The organism is Desulfotomaculum defluvii (assembly GCF_054657375.1).
The window spans coordinates 234,725-252,718 of the sequence record NZ_BAAHYV010000008.1 but is presented as its reverse complement, the minus strand read 5'-3'; the positions used below and the strand labels follow the sequence as shown (position 1 = coordinate 252,718).

The window sequence follows — 17,994 nt, the reverse complement described above, 5'->3', positions numbered from 1 at the left end:
TTGCCGTCCCACATCTTTAAGATAGCTTGAGAAGGGCTTTGGGCTTTTTGTGCATGTTTTAAGGTCTTTAGCTCATGGCTGACGGCACCGGGCCATGGCCAGTACCATCTCTTAACGAAGATTAATAATATTACAAACAGCAAAGTGGTTGGAAATGCTCCAACCACTTTGCCTGACAACTACTCTTTTATGGCCTCTGCCAACAACTCAGCAGTATGTTTTACCTTGATATTCTGGCCCTTAGCATCCAATCCGCCGGCAATTTGCATTTTACAGCCGGGACAGTCTAGGGCTAGTACTTCTGCGCCGGTGGCAGCAGTATTGTTGACCTTCTTCTCGAGGATTGCCTTGGATATTTCTGGCATCTTAACAGAGTAAGAACCACCAAAACCACAGCAATCATCACAGCCCTTCATTTCTACAAAATCGACCCCTACTTTATTCAGCAACTGACGGGGTTCTTGCCACACCTTTAGGGACCGTTTCATGTGGCAGGAATCGTGGTAAGTTACTTTGGTGCCTAATTTACGGAACTTTAGATCCTGGCCATACTTGGCCACGAAGGAGGAAAAGTCAATGACTTTTGATGCAAACTTCTCTGCCCGAGCCTTCCATGCAGGATCATCTTTTAACTGATCAAGGAAGTGGTGTTTCAGTACCTCTACACAAGTTGGGCAAAGTGAAACAATGTAGTCTAACCCTTCTTTTTCAAAGGCTTCAATATTCTGTTTAGCCAGGGTTAGTGCTACTTCCGGAGCTCCCATCTGTGTTGCGGGAATACCACAGCAAGTTTGCTCCATTGGGAAAACAACTTCCATACCCATTTTATCAAGAACCTTATAGGCAGCTTCTCCTTGCTCTGGATATACAAAGTCACCCAGACAGCCAGCATAATACCCAACCTTTGCCTTAGGCTTACCAGTGGGTCTAGAATGACTAACCCTATCCCTGAGTGGTATGGCAGCCACAGCAGGTAAACTGCGTCCTTCAGTTAGTCCAGAGAAGAAAAGCGGCAGATGACGAATTACATTTCCTTTCACAAAGGGTTTCTGTGCTACCGACGCAGTTCTTATTAATGAGTGGAAAAGCTTACGGTTGGTCAGTACCTTCTCCAAAATGAGCCTTTGGCTCATAGGCATTCCTTCTTTTTTGACAGTACGGCGACGTAATTCTGCAATCAATCCCGGTATGTCTATTTTGCCAGGGCAAAAGGCTTTGCAACGTTCACAGCGCAGGCACAGATTCTGAAGTTCGCCAGCCTTTTCAAAACTATTGAAGAAAGCAGTTAGGATAGTTCCGATACCACCAGTGTAAACGTGACCGTATACGTGACCACCAACCTGCTGAAATACCGGGCAAACATTTAAGCAGGAAGCACAGCGAATACATTGTAAAGCCTGTTTAAAGATGGGGTCATTACGCATTTCGGTACGACCATTATCCATTAATACAATGTGCATTTCCTTCTGCTCTATTAGCTTACCATCCAGATCAATGGCTGCGGTTGGTCCAGTCATCATTGTTACATAACTGGTTAGCTTCTGACCGGTGGCACTACGGGGCAGAGCCTCTAGAATAGGACCTACATCTTCGAATTTTTCTACTAATTTTTCTAGGCCCACCAGCACCACATGGACAGGTGGAACCGTGGTTGTTAGGCGACCATTCCCCTCATTTGTACACATAACCAGAGTACCAGTTTCTGCAACGGCAATGTTTGCTCCAGAGATACCCATACCTGACTTAAGGAATTTGTTGCGTAGGTTTTCTCTTGCTACTTTAACTAACTTCGCAATATCTGGCTCTAAATTCTGGTTGGTCTCTTTGGAGAACACCTCTGCCACTTCACCACGGGTCATATGAATGGCCGGCATTACCATGTGAGATGGACGCTGTCCACAGAGCTGAATAATCCATTCACCCAAGTCAGTTTCAGCAACTTCATCAACTTCAGTATTCTTAAGCAAATAATCATTTAGGTGAATTTCTTCGGAAGCCATTGATTTTGATTTAATAATGGTCTTCACATGATGTTCATTGGCAACTTTAGCAATATATTCTTTAGCTTCATCACCAGTTTTAGCCCGAAATACCTTGCAACCATTTTTCTGAGCCTGTGCAATAAACTGTTCAGCAAGTTTTTCCATATTCTCAGCGGCATGGCACTTGCGTTGGCTAATCTTCTCCCGGATTGCTTCGAAATCTTTACCTTCATAGGCCTTCTCTCGGGAAGGTATATAGGCTTCTCCAAAGCGGCCCAAAGCACCAGTCAGGTTATCATTATTTAGTGCTGCTTGAATATTATTTTTTAAATTTCCTGTAGACAATGCTAGCCCCTCCTTAGTCAATAAATACAATAATCAGTCTGCCTGGTCCGTGAACACCAATGGTCAATACGCGTTCAATATCGGAGGTACGGCTTGGACCACTGACAAAGGTTAAGTAACGGGGCAGCTCTCCCAAGTTCCTGTTATAAGTAGCAACGGTTTCTATTAAATTGGGTAATAGATTTGCGGTACGTACGAAAGCCATATGGATAGGTGGCAAAATTGATACCATTCTGCTCTCGATACTGGTAGCATTACCAGCCAATGTACCAGTTTCTGCAATGGCATAATCCAGTTGAGAAATACCCAAACCAGCATCAGCAGCATTTTGTCTTAAATCCTCAAAGGTCATGGTAACCCCAGTGTTATCACCAATTGCTTTGATATCAACAGCCTCCACTAATTCCGCTGGGGCATAGACAACTTTACTTATCTTTAGCTCACCAATTAACTTACTAACCAATTTATGGGCCTCGTTAGTGTTAGAAACACGATAAACTTCTGCGGCTAATGCCTCTGCCTTTTCCTTAAATTCTTTGTACAAGGCATCATAGGTAGTCTTTGCTTGTACGTCCATACAATACACCTCTCAAATGTTTTAATATTACTATTTTAAAAAAGAATACGGTAATTTGGCATGATGGTCTGACCATTAACAGGAGAAAATCTTGGCTAATCCGACTAGACATAAGTAAAGAAATGTTAATTAAACATTTCTTTAACATTATCCTATTTATTGGTTAATTATATTGAAAGTATATAAGAATTTTCGACAAAATGCAACGTTTTTTAATAGACAAATCACGTTCTTCTGATAATTTTGTATCTTTCCCCTCAGGGTGCTTTGATTAGTAACGATAGGGGTCCTCCCGATTGGTATGATAGGGTGGTATTTCCACTAAAATAATGTCAATACCAATTTTTTTAATTTTATCCCAAGGTATAATTAGTTCATCTTCCCGACCAAAGAGTCCTAAGAACCGACCTTGTCCTGGTAAAATAATGGCAGCAATACGACCCGCTTCTAAATCTATATCGAAATCTTTAATTAACCCTAGTCTTCTGCCGTCAACAACGTTAACAACTTCTCTTACCCGCAGGTCAGAAATCTTAATCAAACCCTGCCACCTCCTATCCTATTATTAATCTATATGCAATATCACTTCACTTCTACACAAAAAAAGGACCCCATGGGCCCTTTTTTGGATAATCTTGCATTTAAGTTATACATACTTTTTCATATGACTTAAAGCTGCTTTCTCTAAACGTGATACTTGGGCTTGGGATATACCAATCTCGTCAGCGACCTCCATTTGAGTTTTGCCTTCAAAGAATCTTAATGTTAAAATATGCTTTTCCCGATCACTCAATCTACGTAAGGCGTCCCGTATAGATATTTCCTCTAGCCAGCTCAAATCAAGACTTTTTTCATCACTGATTTGATCCATTACAAAAATTGGATCACCACCATCATGATAAATGGGTTCAAATAATGAGATTGGCTCTTGAATAGCATCTAGAGCAAAAACGATATCTTCTCGGGGCATTTTTAATTCACCAGCAATTTCGTTAATGGATGGTTCCCGGGAATATTTATTAACGAGACTATCCCTTACCTGCAAGGCCTTGTATGCAACATCTCTGAGTGAACGACTTACTCGTATAGGATTATTATCCCTCAGGTACCTCCTAATTTCCCCTATGATCATAGGAACCGCATAGGTAGAAAATTTAACATTTTGACCTAAGTCAAAGTTGTCTATGGCCTTCATTAAGCCGATACAACCTACCTGAAATAAATCATCCACATATTCCCCGCGATTTGTGAACCTTTGTATAACACTTAATACCAACCTAAGATTGCCATTTATCAACTGGCTTCTGGCATCTTTATTTCCTTGCTGCATTGCTTCAAACAAAGTTCTCATCTCAGTGTTTTTGAGTACAGGTAGTTTTGATGTGTTCACTCCACAGATCTCGACTTTGTTGACCAGCATTGATCGGCCTCCCAACGTTGTTTCGAATACCAGTGGTACCAGTGGTAACAGATTTCCTTTTAACCTTACAAGTTCATTATTACCTTGGTAAATTTCTTATATACATCCCCAAACTTCCACGAAAAAGCCCCAAAAACACCTAAAATGTGTGCTTTTGGGGCTTTTTCTTACAATTTCTAACTTTAAAATTTTCACTCCATGCGATGAATTTCTTTTTTTAAGCGTTTGATTATTCTTTTTTCTAGTCGTGAAATATAGGACTGTGATATGCCCAACATATCCGCAACTTCCTTTTGGGTCCTTTCAGTCCCATTATTAAGCCCAAAGCGTAGTTCCATTATCTTTCTTTCTCGACCAGAAAGTTTTAATAGAGCCAAATGTAATAGTTTTTTATCTACTTCTTCCTCAATATTTTTATAAATAATATCATTTTCTGTCCCCAATACATCTGAAAGCAATAATTCGTTTCCGTCCCAATCTATATTTAAGGGTTCGTCGAAGGAAACTTCCGAACGGGTTTTATTATTTCTTCTCAGGTGCATTAAGATTTCATTCTCTATACACCTGGAGGCATAGGTAGCAAGTTTAATCTTTTTATGTGGATCAAAGGTGTTAACGGCTTTAATCAGACCAATAGTTCCAATGGAAACTAAATCTTCAATTCCCACGCCGGTGTTTTCAAATTTCCGTGCAATGTATACTACTAGTCGGAGATTCCGCTCAATGAGCACATTCTTAACTTTAAGGTCACCATCTCCCAGTCTTTCAATTAGATCGATTTCTTCATCATTAGAAAGCGGAGGCGGCAAAGCCTCACTGCTGCCTACATAGTGAATCTCCTGTTGGTAGCCCAGCCAGTGTATTACCCGGGCCAAGTAAAGTCGAATCAAAATTTTAAATTGCCAAGCGTTTTTCAAGCATCTCCCTCCTTGAACCCGATCCTAGTGATCCTAAGAAGCCAATAATTGTGGATGTAAAAGAGCCCTATAGGTAGTTTCATAACTTAATCTTTTATGATAAATTCCTACCAATACATTTTGTATCTTTTGAATTTTACCATTATACTCTATTTCAATTTCGTCAGGGCGAATGCCTAATAACATTCCATGTTCATTGCCAAGGGATTGAAAAGGAATCAATCTTAAACGATGAATAAAAGGACTGTCTGAAAGCAATGTCAACAGGGTAGCACCATCTTGGAACAAATCATCAGCGTACAAGCAACTAATCTCTTTGGGGAGCAATGGCTTAATGGCTTCATATTCAATGATAATAACCGGACGTTGACTGATAGGTTCCACTAGATGGTTTCCCGTATCCACCAAAGCCTCCACAGAGACTTTATTCCCCGCTAGATAGACTGTAAGAGGAATTTTATTATTCATTTGTCCCATTTTTTTACGCCACAACAAAGCACCCCATTTACCCACACAAAAGGCTACCACTATGGTTGTAAGCAACACTAACCATTTTTGGTAGTTAGTTGACAGGATCAGGTTCTCGGATGTAACATTTAGGTTTGTAGACAACAGGTAATGAAGACCTAAGGCTAAACCTCCTAGGAAAAAGCTAGCAATAAATAAACATAAAAAATTCCTGCTAAATTTATGCCAACCATTGAAACCAAAGGCAATCCAGACCATAATCAAGGCTATAATCAATTTAGCTAAAAGATTTTTTATAATTGTCAATCCCGGAAAAAGCACCACAAGTGCATAAATAGACCCTACCGTGGATGCCATTAAGACTCTGACTGGGGACAAATTGTATCCGGTAAACCGCGCTGTTAGCCACAGTACAGTAAGGTTCATAACTAGATTTACTAAAAGAACTTCATCCAGATAAACCACTTGTCTCATCAAAATGATCCTCTTACCCTAAGCCCTTTTCTGTAATTCAAAACACCCTATTACCATTTTATAGTTGACCCGTGCAAAACATGCCATTTATTTTAGCCATCAGCTAAATATAAAAAACCCTGGCAACATTATACATCGCCAGGGTCAGTAAAATTTGTCAATATCTGGAAATGACCAAGAAAATTTTTACACTTTATTTCTACATGATTGAACCTTCTTTTTAAATATATTTTTACCTGCCCAGAGGGTCATTTATGTCGTTACGATTGGAATCTTTATGGGCAGGACCCTTGTTAGGGTCTTCAAATTGTTGCTGCCCTCTTACCTTATCTAGTCCTTCTTTCCTGGTAAGGTTTTCTTTGTTTAATTGGATATCCTTCATCATATTGCACCGTCCTTTAGTATTTAATTATACATAGTGTACCCTGCATGATGAAGGTTATCCTGTTAGAAAAACTTCGAAGTGTCGCAAAACCACGTTTTAGTAGCTAGCGACACTTCTTTTTTAATATTCATTTTACATGTTACAACCATAACGAAACGACACGAAATCGTTCCCTACAGAATTTCTACACAAGAAAGGTTAATCATTGTGCAGCAGCCCTTAGTTCCCCTAGCTTCGACGACGGAGAAAAGCTGGAATGTCCAGGTCGTCGTGACTGGCAAAGGGCTTAATAGTTTCCATTTCTTGTTTCTTAGTTTCCTTTTTGGCAGGCACTTTATGATCAAAGCCAGTGGCGATGACAGTAACCCTTACTTCTTCATTCATTCTTTCATCAATTACAGCACCAAAGATAATGTTTGCTTCAGGATCAGCTGCCTGGGCAATAATCTCAGCAGCTTCATTTACTTCAAACAAGCCTAAAGACGAACCACCAGTAATATTCAGCAATACACCTCTGGCTCCCTCAATGGATGTTTCCAACAGAGGGCTGGAAATAGCTGCTCTGGCTGCCTCAGTTGCTCTGTTTTCCCCAGATGATGCACCAATGCCCATCAAGGCAGAACCAGCATCTTTCATAATGGTCTTTACATCTGCAAAGTCCAAGTTAATTAAGCCCGGTACAGCAATCAAGTCAGATATACCTTGCACACCTTGGCGTAGCACATCGTCAGCTATACGAAATGCCTCTACGATGGAAGTGTTCTTATCAATAACTTGTAACAAACGGTCATTGGGTATTGTAATTAATGTATCGACTTTAGTCTTTAAATTCTCAATTCCCGACTCAGCCTGGCTATGTCTTTTCCTACCTTCAAAGGTAAAGGGTTTTGTTACTACTCCTACGGTAAGGGCCCCTAATTCCTTTGCAATCTCTGCCACCACAGGAGCAGCACCAGTCCCGGTGCCACCGCCCATCCCAGCAGTTACAAATACCATATCTGCACCCTTAAGAGCTTGCATGATCTCTTCACGGCTCTCCTCAGCTGCTTTGCAACCAATCTCGGGGTTTGCACCAGCACCCAGTCCCTTGGTTAATTTATTGCCAATCTGTATTTTACTATCACTCTGGGATAAGAAGAGCGATTGAGCATCGGTGTTCACAGCAACAAATTCAACGCCCTTAAGGCCTGCACTAATCATTCTATTGACAGCGTTATTACCGCCGCCCCCTACGCCAATTACTTTAATATTAGCGAAATGATCCATAGCCAGTTCAAAGTCAAGCATATAAATTTATCCTCCTCCGTATTATCACAATGAAGCCGCTTTACCTTTTCTAGATAAACTTATTAATTACTTCACGCCATCCAGAAAGGCGTTCTGAGCGGCGGGAACTTCTTTGGGCACCATACATTACTAGTCCAAAGGATGAAGCATAGGTAGGACTATTCCATTCTTCTTTGGGTACACCCATCTTTGCAGGAATACCTATCTCCACCTTAGAGAGGTTTAATTGTAAATTCGCATACTTCACAATATTCCTTAAAAGGGCCCCCCCACCAGTTAAAACCAATCCACCAGCTAAAGCTTTTAAACGAAATTGATGGTTCAATTCCTTGTGAATCAGTTCAAATATTTCTTGAACCCGTGAATGTATTATATCTATAGCAGTGTTGGTAGGTACCTTCCTTTTTTCATGACCACCCAAGCTGCTAACTTCCAAATAGGATTGAGGTTCGGTCTTTTCTAAACCTACCATCCTCTTTATACGTTCTCCTTCACTAATGGAGGTGCGTAGACACACTGCTAAGTCACTAGAAATATGGTCACAGCCAACATTCAACGCAACAGTGTACTTTAGTAGCCCTTGATCAAATACAGCAATATCAGTAATAGATCCACCGATGTCCACCAAAACTGTTCCAATATTTTTCTGGGTATCCGTTAATACTGCATGGGCGGAAGCAATAATAGCAGGCACAATTTCTTCTACTTCCAAACCAGCCATTTTAATACTCTCTGTTAACTTCTCATCCACAATGTTATATTGGTCAGTTAGTTGCCGCACAACCTGGGAAGCAACATAAACAGAGTCCATTTTTACACCGGCCATATCCTGGGACTCCTTAACAGCTTGTTCAATGACTTTACTCAACGAAACACTATCTGTTACGGAACCCTTTCGTATGCCAATGGTAGTACTTTCCCCCAGTCCTTTAACTACTGCGCAGCCGCTGGGGCTGATCTCAGCCACAACCGCTACTATCTTGGTTGTGCCAATATCAAGTCCACCAATGTAATATCTCCTGGCCAAGCCAGGCACCTCCTATTAGAAAACTTGGCTAAACATCCACCCTAAGGGGTACGTCGGCCTTAGTTTACCCTCAAACAGGCGGAAAGTTTTAAATACTTTCCTCTGCAAAAAACTGTTTACTTAAATTGTAAGTTCAACATGTAATAAAAATTCCCTTTCCTTATTTAATAAAAATACTTATTTTTTTAATAGATGTCGCCTTATTATGGCCAGATTTTGAAATAAACGTACACCGAAGGCCACAACAGCGGCAGTACTTAATGGTACACCTAATTTCGTTCCTATATATGCCAAACCAGCTGCTAAAAGGATGTTGCTGAAAAAACCTGTGACAAAGATATGATTATCATAGTGATCTTCTAAAGCAGCTCGAATACCGCCAAAAACCGAATCTAACGCAGCTAACACACCCAAGCCCAGATACTGGGCATAGACTTGGGGTAATACCAACGGAAGGTTTAAACCAGCCAAAATACCTATGGCTAATCCAGCCGCGGCCAATAAAACACCTGTCCACATGGTTAGATTGCCTCCTTAAGTGGTTTGGCATATTCCAAATTAATCCGATGAGTGAAAGCTGGAATAATTATTTTGTCCTTCTTTTTTACTATTACGGAAACACCCCAGTCTTCCATAGTATCGACCAATCCTCCCTTAATAATAAGAGCACTCTCCAATTGACCAGGAGACCCAATGGCCAATATCGAAAACGGAGCTGATATCCGGGTAAGATTGACATCGATAAAGGCACCCGCAAGCCTGATCTCAGAGGTAGATACGATACGCTGACCATTAATGGCCAAAGCTTCGGCTCCGGCAGCTCTAAGTTCATTAATAACCCTCAGCAGGTCTTCATCCCGAACAGTAAAAAGATTTTCTCCCATCTCATTTTCTCCCTTGATTGAGGCAAGGGTAACTTCGACACCCGAACCCTGCATTTTAGTCAGACCTGCAAGTTGGCGAACCTTTTCTAATTCTTCCTGAACAGCCTGTGAAGCCTGAGGCAAACCCTTTTCTGCCTTACTAAGTTTTTGTTCTAAATCATAAGCCTCTGCCAAAAGCGTGCTATATTCCTTATCTAATTGTTTTAGCTCAGTGGTCAGAAGTTGAACCCGGTCTATAGGTACCCCGGAATCTACCCTACCAGCAGTTCTAAACTGAAATGCAACCATAAAACCTAAAATCAGAGAGACTAAAAGAATCGAGGTATACAATGTTTTTTTCATAATCCACCTACTCTTGAATGGACTTAGCATACTCAAAGGTGGTTGAACCTGTATATTCTGCAATTTCTAGGTTGTCCTTTTTACGTACATCTACTTTAATGCCCCATATTCTAAGCTGGTCCACCACGCCACCCTTCATAAAGAGCGAGTTTTCTAAAGTTTTTGGGTTTCCTATGGCTGTAATAGTAAATGGTGCAGGCAACCTTTTATTTTTATTAGTAAGAATCGTTGGACCGATACACCGTATCTCACTGGTAGCCGTTAACCTTACCCCATTTAAAGCTATGGCTTCGGCCCCAGCAGCCTTTAATTCATTGAGAACCTTTAATACGTCCTCATCATGCAGCACATATAGGTTTGGGTCCTGACCTGGAGCCAGCGGTACATCACTATCATTGAGCGTAACTTCTACTCCAGGGCCACTGACCGCTTTAATACCTGCTAATATGCGGTAGGTCTCTAATTCAGAACGTATGGTAACCGATTCATTTGTAGCTTTATTATCTAATTTTTCCCTTAAATCGTTTACTCTTTTTTCTAAGACTAAACGTTCTTCTTTTTTCTCCTTAATTTCATTGGCAAGGGCCTGTACCCTTGCAATGGGAGGTGTTTCATTAATATCATTATAGGAGCGATATTGTATCGTTAGCATTAATCCAAGGACAATACCAACCACAACAAGCCCCCATTGGTACTCTTTTAGCTTCATTGCCGACCCTCCTGCGGCTCCTTTAGGTACTTTACCACAGGTACCCGTGGGTTTGATAGATCAATATATTGTATTTCGTTATTAGATTGTTGTAGTGTAGATAATACCTGTTGAAAAACAATACCCTTGTATTCAATATCTTTTATTAAACCCATTCTGCCCTGAATCCCGTCAACGGTATAAATGGTTATTTGCCCAGCCTTATTCAGATTAAGCTCAGATAGTTTCATGATCACTGACCGAGGTAATTGGGAGAGAACTTTTAAAACCACAGGTAGATATTCTGACTTAATAACCTTTCCAGGCCCTTGCAAAATAATATCTAGTCCTGTAATTATGGGTAGAGCTGAGGCAATTTGACCCCTTTGCAAGTATACCCCATCTGAATCTACTTTAATAAAACCGTTTTCCACTGGAATTAAGGCCACTGCAATTCTCTCATTAACCTCAATAATAACTTTATTGGGTAATGAACGTTTTAGCTCAACTTCTTTAATAAAAGGCACCAGTTCCAACCTTTCTTTACTGGTGGTCAGGTTGATCTTAAAAATATTCATGCCCTTGTTCAGACCAGAGTAGCGAATAATATCTTCTTTCTTAAGTTGTCGGTTACCATTAACAACAATTGTTTTAATTTCAAATAATGGTGATTGAAGTAATACATACATAGATACAGTAACCAGTAATATAAAAAAAACACTTTGTACCAAGTGGTTGTTTTTATGAGGGGTACCTGACCGAGGTCGATACACAATGCCACTCCTTGCTTTATTTTTCACTTGTTTTTACATTCATTATAACTAAGAGTATGATACTTGTCCAAGGCAAAACTAAAAAAAGAGTCATTAACTATTGACTCTTATAATACGGGCTCCTAGAGAATTATATTTTATTTCTATTCTTTCGTATCCTCGATCAATATGTGCAATATTACTTAATACTGTACCATCTTCACCAGCTAATGCGGCCAAAATTAAGGCTGCCCCTGCCCTAAGGTCTGTAGCCTCCACACAGGCGCCGGTTAATCTTTTTACGCCTTTGACCACAGCCGTATGACCTTCTAGGTATATATCTGCTCCCATTCTACGAAATTCGGGTACATGTTTAAAACGATTTTCAAATATGGTCTCGGTAATTACACTGGTTCCTTCTGCAACACTTAATAATGCCATCATTTGAGACTGCATATCTGTAGGAAACCCGGGATAGGGCATTGTTTTAATATCCACTGCTTTGAGTTGCCCAGTACCCTGAACCCGCACCCAATCGTCTCCCACCTCTACCTGAACGCCTGCTTCCTTTAACTTATAGATCACTGGATCCAGATGTTCAGGTATTACATTGGTTACTGTAACATCTCCTTGGGTAATGGCTCCGGCAATCATATGAGTACCCGCTTCAATACGATCGGGGATGACGGTATGGGTTACTGACCCTAATTCTTTCACCCCTTCAATGCGAATAATATCTGTTCCGGCACCAACAATTCTTGCCCCCATCGCATTGAGAAAGTTCTGTAAATCAACAATTTCTGGCTCCTTGGCAGCATTTCTAAGCACTGTGGTCCCTTCTGCCAAAACCCCAGCCATCATCATATTTTCGGTTGCACCAACACTGGGTACATCGAAGTGAATTACTGTTCCAGTCAACTGGTTAGCACCCGCAGAGATATATCCAAATTTCTCTATAATGGTTGCTCCCAAGGCATTTAATCCCTTAAAGTGTAGATTCATGGGACGGGAACCAATGTTACAGCCTCCAGGATGAGATATCTTAACATTGCCAAACCGCCCCAGTAGAGGTCCTAAAACCAGATTAGATGCCCTCATCTTCCTCATAAGATCCTCTGATATCTCCTGGGGTTGCACTTTTGAGCCATCCACAGTCATAGTATTTCCTTCAAAGGTTACCTTTGCACCAAGATAGGTGAGAAGTTCTTGCATAACCAAAACATCTCTCAACCTAGGTACTTGATGAACAGTACACACCCCTTCGGTTAGTAGAGTTGCTGCAAGAATTGGTAATGTTGCATTTTTAGATCCATTGGCCTTAATACTCCCCTTTAGGCGGTTCCCCCCCACAATCACGAATTTCTCCATTTGTTGTCACCTCGCCTAATCTTCTCCCAATACTCTTACTTCCAAATGCAGTAATACACCAAAACGTTCCTGTACCATCTTTTTAATTGTTTCAATTAAAGTAAGAACATCCTGAGCCGTGGCATTGCCCATATTCAAGATCCAGTTGGCATGTTTAGTCGATATTTCGGCTTCTCCGATACGTAGTCCCTTACCACCGCAGGCTTCAATAAGCCTTCCCGCATGATCACCCTCAGGATTTTTAAATACACTGCCCACATTGGGGTAACCATGGGGTTGGGCTAGTCTCCGTTTAGCAAGGTATTCCTTAGTTTCCTGTTCTATTTGTCGCCGCTCCTTGGCATGACCCTGCCAAAGAGTTTCTACACAAATAAGACCCTGGTTTTGTAAGCTACTCGTGCGGTAGGCAAAACCCAGTTCCCCCTTGGGGATAACTGTAAATTTATTGTTATGGTCTATAACTTCAATAGAAACCAAAACATCTGCCACACAGCCATTCATAGCTCCGGCATTCATTACAACCGCACCACCTAAGGAACCGGGGATACCAGCTCCAAATTCAAAACCACCTAAACTATTCTTACAAGCTGCTGCTGCCAATTCGGGTAATATCATACCGGCTCCAGCCTTAATTCTGGTTCCTTCTATAGAATAGGTTGCCATACCCCGCCCAATTTTGATCACTAAGCCCCTAATCCCACCGTCTTTTATTAAAAGATTAGAACCGTTACCGATGACGGTAAAAGGAATGGACCTCTCCCTAGCAAACTCCACCGCCTGACGAATATCTTCCTTATCACTGGGATCCAAAAAGATGTCCGCGTTTCCACCTATTCTCCAGGTGGTGTGCTTTTTCATAGGTTCATTTGTTCGGATACTACCTTGGACCAGTGACTGAAGTTCACCTGCCAGTGAAGTATAGTTCATGTCTATTTTTCCCCCAGTCTCTCTATCAGTTCCCTTCCCAGTGTCCAAACATCTCCCGCACCCATTGTTAATACTAGATCACCACTATTAGCATTAGCTATTAAGTAATTTTTTGCATCGTTTAATGAAGGTAAATAGAAAACCTGTTGCCCATCCCGTGGTGGGATAGCGTCCATAATGAGTTTTGTATCAACGCCTTCAATGGGCTGTTCACTGGCAGCATAAATATCAGTTAAAATAATTAAATCGGCATCAGTAAAAGATTGGCCAAACTCTTTATATAATTGCCTAGTTCGAGTATACCGGTGTGGTTGAAAAACTGTAACAATCCTTCCCGGGTGTGAAGTTTTAGCTGCCTGCAGGGTTGCCTTAATTTCTGTGGGATGATGGGCATAATCATCTACAACCTTTATATCATTGACTACTCCAATTACTTGAAAACGTCTTTTCGCTCCTTCAAACTGCTTAAGTGCAGCAGCTATCTTTTCAAAGTCTAAGTTAAATGACCGTCCGACGGCCACAGCAGCCATTGCATTTAACAGATTATGGTAGCCTGGCACCATTAACTCCAAGATGCCCAGACTCTCTCCCTGTAGATAAACTCTTCCCTTATTTATCCCGTTCTCAGTTGACAAAACTTCTACTTGATAATCAGCCCCTGAACCTAATGAGCCATAGGTTACAATTTGACAAGACAAATCCGTTACAATCTCTTTTAGTATGGGGTCATCCAAACAAACAACCACCATTCCTTCGATCGGAACTTGCCCTAAAAATTGCCTAAAGGCCTTTACAATATTTTCCTTAGAGCCATAATAGTCTAAGTGATCATCTTCAATGTTAGTGACAACAGCTATACTTGGATCCAATAACAAAAAGGACCCATCGCTCTCATCAGCTTCCGCTACTAAGTATTCTCCTCCGCCCAGTTTGGCATTCCCACCAATGTTACTCAAGTCACCTCCAATTACTATGGTAGGATCCAGATCGTTTTCCTCTAAAACTAAGGCTACCATTGATGTGGTGGTTGTTTTTCCATGGGCACCTGCCACCGCTATGCCTTTCTTTTCCCTCATTAATATAGCCAGCATTTCACCCCTTCTGACAAGGGGGATACCTAGTTTTTTCGTCTCTATCACTTCCGGGTTGGTTGAAGATATGGCGGTAGAAAAAACCACAGTGTCTATATCTTTGTGTATATTTCCGGCAGTATGACCAATACTGCATTTAGCTCCCAGCGCCTCCAAACGGTTAATAACCGCAGAATGCTTAATATCTGAACCTGACACCTGATATTTGCCCATTCCTAGCAACACCGTAGCAATACCACTCATGCCAGCTCCGCCGATCCCTATAAAATGAATTTTCTTTTGTTCTCCCTGCAATTGCTTCACTCCTTTCCGAAACAAGACTGCTCCCACAGATTTTTCATTGACTCTTTCCTGGAAATAAAAAAGGTTACTCAGCCCTTGAGGAGCGTTTCTGTAAGCCATATTATGCAGTTTCTCCGGGAGGTGTTACTAACCCGTCCCTGCTAAGACTTCTCAGGCTTGTCCTGTTTCTATGCAAAAATTTAACAGATGTGTATTTCCTACGTAAATTTATTGATTAGCCTTTAGCCATTAGCTCTATCATAGGCTGAGATAAGGCCTTGTGCCCTGAGCCATGGGCCTTGGGCTTTTGTGCATGTTTTACTTAGGGGGCTTTAGGCTCATGGCCCACAGCACATGGCCCATGGCCATATTGTATTGATGTCACAGCCAGTAATAGTAATAAAAGACTGCCCCGGCTTATCTATTGGTGCCGCGGCAAAATTTTTTCCACGCATTTTATAATATCATTAAGTGCTTCAGGGCGGCCCAACTTTCTACTGGCCTGTGCCATATTTTTTAATTTTTCTTTGTCTTGAATAATATCCTCAATAGTTCTTACAAGCCTTAAACCATCAAGTTCTGAATCTTTGATCAGTACTGCCGCACCTCGGTCTACCAGAGCCCGCGCATTATGTTCCTGGTGATTCTCAGAAGCGAAGGGATAAGGAATAAGTATCGAAGGTAGCCCAAGAATCGTAATTTCTGCCAAGGTTGCTGCCCCTGAGCGACTGACAATCAGATCGGCTGCGGCCAATGCTTCATGCATATTATACAAATAAGGTTTGATGATAATATTTCCATATTGTTCCACATCAATACCACTGTTTGTTAATTCCTGAATAAATTCCTCATAACCCACTTGACCTGTAGCATGCAGAATTTGAATACGATGATCCTGACCATATTTTTTAATGGTCTCTACCATTGCCTGGTTTATTTTACGAGCACCCCGACTACCACCGAAAACCAAAATGGTTAGTCGATCATTTTTAAAGCCAAAGGTATTTAAAGCACCCTGTCTTTCAGCCTGCAATATCTCCGGACGGACTGGTAGGCCAGTTAGGGTAATCTTAGGTTTAGTACCAAAATATTGAAGAGAATCCTCAAAGGTAACCGTTACCTGATCTACAAATCGAGCTAAAATTCGGTTAGTAATACCCGGTAGAGCATTCTGCTCATGAATAAGAGTGGGAATGCCCTTGCGAGCAGCAGCCATTACCACAGGGCCACAAACATACCCCCCGGTGCCAATTACCACATCTGGTTGAAAATCATTAATGATGGAAGAAGCCTCTCGGTAGCCCTGATAGGCCCGCCAAAGAACTCTAAAATTTTCCAAGGAAACTTTTCTTTGTAGTCCAGAAACCGTAATCGCCCGAAAAGGGAAATTGGCCTTGGGCACAATATCAGCCTCAAGACCGCGATTTGTTCCTACATAGAGTATTTCCGCTTCTGAAAAATAATTTTGGATTCCTCTGGCAATGGCCAAAGCAGGATAAATGTGACCACCAGTACCGCCTCCGGTCAGAATGGCACGCAATAATCTTCACCTCTTTTTAGCATTTTAGCTATTAGCCGTTAGCTTTTAGCTTTTAGCCCTTTTATTCCTAAAGCTAATAGCTAACGACTAATAGCTAACGACTAATCTCACCTTGGCGTTGTATATTTGGAGATATTTAAAATAATTCCTATTCCCATGAGCGTAAAAAGTAGAGATGTACCTCCATAGCTAATAAATGGCAGAGGCACCCCAGTTACCGGCATAGATCCTGTAACTACACCCATATTTATAAAGGCTTGTAAGGCGATCCCGCTGGTTATTCCCGCTGCCAACAAACTGCCAAAGGGATCCGGTGAAGTCACTGCAATTTTAAGTCCTCGCCAAACAAACATAATAAACAGCAAGACAACAAGGGATGCACCGATAAAACCTAATTCTTCTCCCAATATGGCAAAAATAAAGTCTGTGTGGTTTTCTGGGAGATACAGAAACTTTTGTTTGCTTTGTCCCAGTCCCATACCAAACAAACCACCTGATCCTAAGGCATAAAGAGACTGGATGATATGATAGCCGGTACCTTGGGGGTCTTTTTCAGGATCTAAAAAGGCTAGGAAACGTTGCATACGATAAGGTTCTAAATAAATAGCTGCACAAACCCCTAAGCCGCCTAGCCCCATTAACCCTCCTAGATGAGATAGTTTTGCTCCGGCAGCAAAGAACATAATAAAAATAGTCCCGCATAATACAATGGTTGTTCCCAGGTCTGGCTGCATCAAAATCATTAAAGCAGCAACACCCATGACTATCAAATATGGGAGCAATCCGTCTTTAAAGTTCTTAATTTTTTCTCCCCTTTTGGAAAGACCAAAGGCAACAAACATAATTAAGCATATTTTTACCAATTCTGCCGGTGAGAAGGCCATAAAGCCAAGATTAATCCAACGTCGTGACCCGTTTACCACCTGTCCAATGCCAGGAAGCAGGACAGCTAATAAAAGAAGAAACCCTAAACAAACGATGGGTCCTATCCAGCGTTTTAAACGATAGTAATCAAAATGCATCATAAAAAACATGACAATCAGACCCAATAGTGCCCATAATAGCTGCCGTTTAAAGAAATAGAAACTGTCCCCATAGCGTACCATGGTAACATATTCACTGGAAGAAAAGACCATAACAAGTCCCACGGACAATAACATGAGCACTGTCAGAAAAAGCAGAAAATCCGGTGGTCTCTTCTTTAAACGCATCTACTTTACCCCCTCACCATAAACTAG

The 17,994-nt window shown here is 41.3% G+C and carries 18 protein-coding genes; all 18 read right to left on the bottom strand.

Annotated features, from left to right (window positions below):
- Positions 1 to 179 precede the first annotated feature (179 nt).
- The gene (gene ldhH, locus ACYQ03_RS16605; RefSeq protein ID WP_459911075.1) at positions 180 to 2,327 is read right to left on the bottom strand and encodes an L-lactate dehydrogenase (quinone) large subunit LdhH; all 2,148 of its coding nucleotides are present in this window, start codon (positions 2,325 to 2,327) and stop codon (positions 180 to 182) included.
- A 13-nt stretch (positions 2,328 to 2,340) separates the two neighbouring features.
- A complete protein-coding gene (locus ACYQ03_RS16600; protein ID WP_459911074.1) occupies positions 2,341 to 2,904 on the bottom strand; it encodes a LutC/YkgG family protein in 564 nt (187 codons plus the stop codon).
- Positions 2,905 to 3,175: 271 nt separating this feature from the next.
- Positions 3,176 to 3,445: a YlmC/YmxH family sporulation protein gene (locus tag ACYQ03_RS16595; protein WP_459911073.1), complete on the bottom strand. Its 270-nt coding sequence runs from the start codon at positions 3,443 to 3,445 to the stop codon at positions 3,176 to 3,178.
- A gap of 105 nt (positions 3,446 to 3,550) precedes the next feature.
- Positions 3,551 to 4,324, bottom strand: a complete 774-nt coding sequence (sigG, locus tag ACYQ03_RS16590; RefSeq protein ID WP_459911072.1) for an RNA polymerase sporulation sigma factor SigG — start codon at positions 4,322 to 4,324, stop codon at positions 3,551 to 3,553.
- Positions 4,325 to 4,515: 191 nt separating this feature from the next.
- Positions 4,516 to 5,241 carry an RNA polymerase sporulation sigma factor SigE gene (gene sigE / locus ACYQ03_RS16585; protein ID WP_459911071.1) on the bottom strand — a complete coding sequence of 242 codons (726 nt, stop codon included), beginning with the start codon at positions 5,239 to 5,241 and terminating at the stop codon, positions 4,516 to 4,518.
- 33 nt (positions 5,242 to 5,274) lie between these two features.
- Positions 5,275 to 6,183: a sigma-E processing peptidase SpoIIGA gene (spoIIGA, locus tag ACYQ03_RS16580; RefSeq protein ID WP_459911070.1), complete on the bottom strand. Its 909-nt coding sequence runs from the start codon at positions 6,181 to 6,183 to the stop codon at positions 5,275 to 5,277.
- A gap of 232 nt (positions 6,184 to 6,415) precedes the next feature.
- Positions 6,416 to 6,568, bottom strand: coding sequence for a hypothetical protein (locus tag ACYQ03_RS16575; RefSeq protein WP_459911069.1), 153 nt, complete (start codon positions 6,566 to 6,568; stop codon positions 6,416 to 6,418).
- 228 nt (positions 6,569 to 6,796) lie between these two features.
- On the bottom strand, positions 6,797 to 7,855 hold the full coding sequence (gene ftsZ / locus ACYQ03_RS16570; protein WP_459911068.1) for a cell division protein FtsZ: 1,059 nt from the start codon (positions 7,853 to 7,855) through the stop codon (positions 6,797 to 6,799).
- A gap of 49 nt (positions 7,856 to 7,904) precedes the next feature.
- Positions 7,905 to 8,891, bottom strand: a complete 987-nt coding sequence (locus tag ACYQ03_RS16565; RefSeq protein WP_459911067.1) for a cell division protein FtsA — start codon at positions 8,889 to 8,891, stop codon at positions 7,905 to 7,907.
- A 168-nt stretch (positions 8,892 to 9,059) separates the two neighbouring features.
- Positions 9,060 to 9,401, bottom strand: coding sequence for a small basic family protein (locus tag ACYQ03_RS16560; RefSeq protein WP_459911066.1), 342 nt, complete (start codon positions 9,399 to 9,401; stop codon positions 9,060 to 9,062).
- A gap of 2 nt (positions 9,402 to 9,403) precedes the next feature.
- Positions 9,404 to 10,108, bottom strand: a complete 705-nt coding sequence (locus ACYQ03_RS16555; RefSeq protein WP_459911065.1) for a DUF881 domain-containing protein — start codon at positions 10,106 to 10,108, stop codon at positions 9,404 to 9,406.
- A gap of 7 nt (positions 10,109 to 10,115) precedes the next feature.
- The gene (locus ACYQ03_RS16550) at positions 10,116 to 10,817 is read right to left on the bottom strand and encodes a DUF881 domain-containing protein (protein ID WP_459911064.1); all 702 of its coding nucleotides are present in this window, start codon (positions 10,815 to 10,817) and stop codon (positions 10,116 to 10,118) included.
- On the bottom strand, positions 10,814 to 11,569 hold the full coding sequence (locus ACYQ03_RS16545; RefSeq protein WP_459911063.1) for a cell division protein FtsQ/DivIB: 756 nt from the start codon (positions 11,567 to 11,569) through the stop codon (positions 10,814 to 10,816). Before ACYQ03_RS16545 ends, ACYQ03_RS16550 begins: the two co-directional genes overlap by 4 nt.
- Positions 11,570 to 11,662: 93 nt before the next feature.
- Complete coding sequence (gene murA / locus ACYQ03_RS16540) at positions 11,663 to 12,916, bottom strand: UDP-N-acetylglucosamine 1-carboxyvinyltransferase (RefSeq protein ID WP_459911062.1); 1,254 nt, start codon at positions 12,914 to 12,916, stop codon at positions 11,663 to 11,665.
- A 15-nt stretch (positions 12,917 to 12,931) separates the two neighbouring features.
- Complete coding sequence (gene murB / locus ACYQ03_RS16535) at positions 12,932 to 13,843, bottom strand: UDP-N-acetylmuramate dehydrogenase (protein WP_459911061.1); 912 nt, start codon at positions 13,841 to 13,843, stop codon at positions 12,932 to 12,934.
- 2 nt (positions 13,844 to 13,845) lie between these two features.
- Complete coding sequence (gene murC / locus ACYQ03_RS16530; RefSeq protein ID WP_459911422.1) at positions 13,846 to 15,228, bottom strand: UDP-N-acetylmuramate--L-alanine ligase; 1,383 nt, start codon at positions 15,226 to 15,228, stop codon at positions 13,846 to 13,848.
- Between the two features lie 409 nt (positions 15,229 to 15,637).
- Positions 15,638 to 16,756 carry an undecaprenyldiphospho-muramoylpentapeptide beta-N-acetylglucosaminyltransferase gene (murG, locus tag ACYQ03_RS16525; protein WP_459911060.1) on the bottom strand — a complete coding sequence of 373 codons (1,119 nt, stop codon included), beginning with the start codon at positions 16,754 to 16,756 and terminating at the stop codon, positions 15,638 to 15,640.
- Between the two features lie 107 nt (positions 16,757 to 16,863).
- On the bottom strand, positions 16,864 to 17,967 hold the full coding sequence (gene spoVE, locus ACYQ03_RS16520) for a stage V sporulation protein E (protein WP_459911059.1): 1,104 nt from the start codon (positions 17,965 to 17,967) through the stop codon (positions 16,864 to 16,866).
- Positions 17,968 to 17,994: the final 27 nt, after the last annotated feature.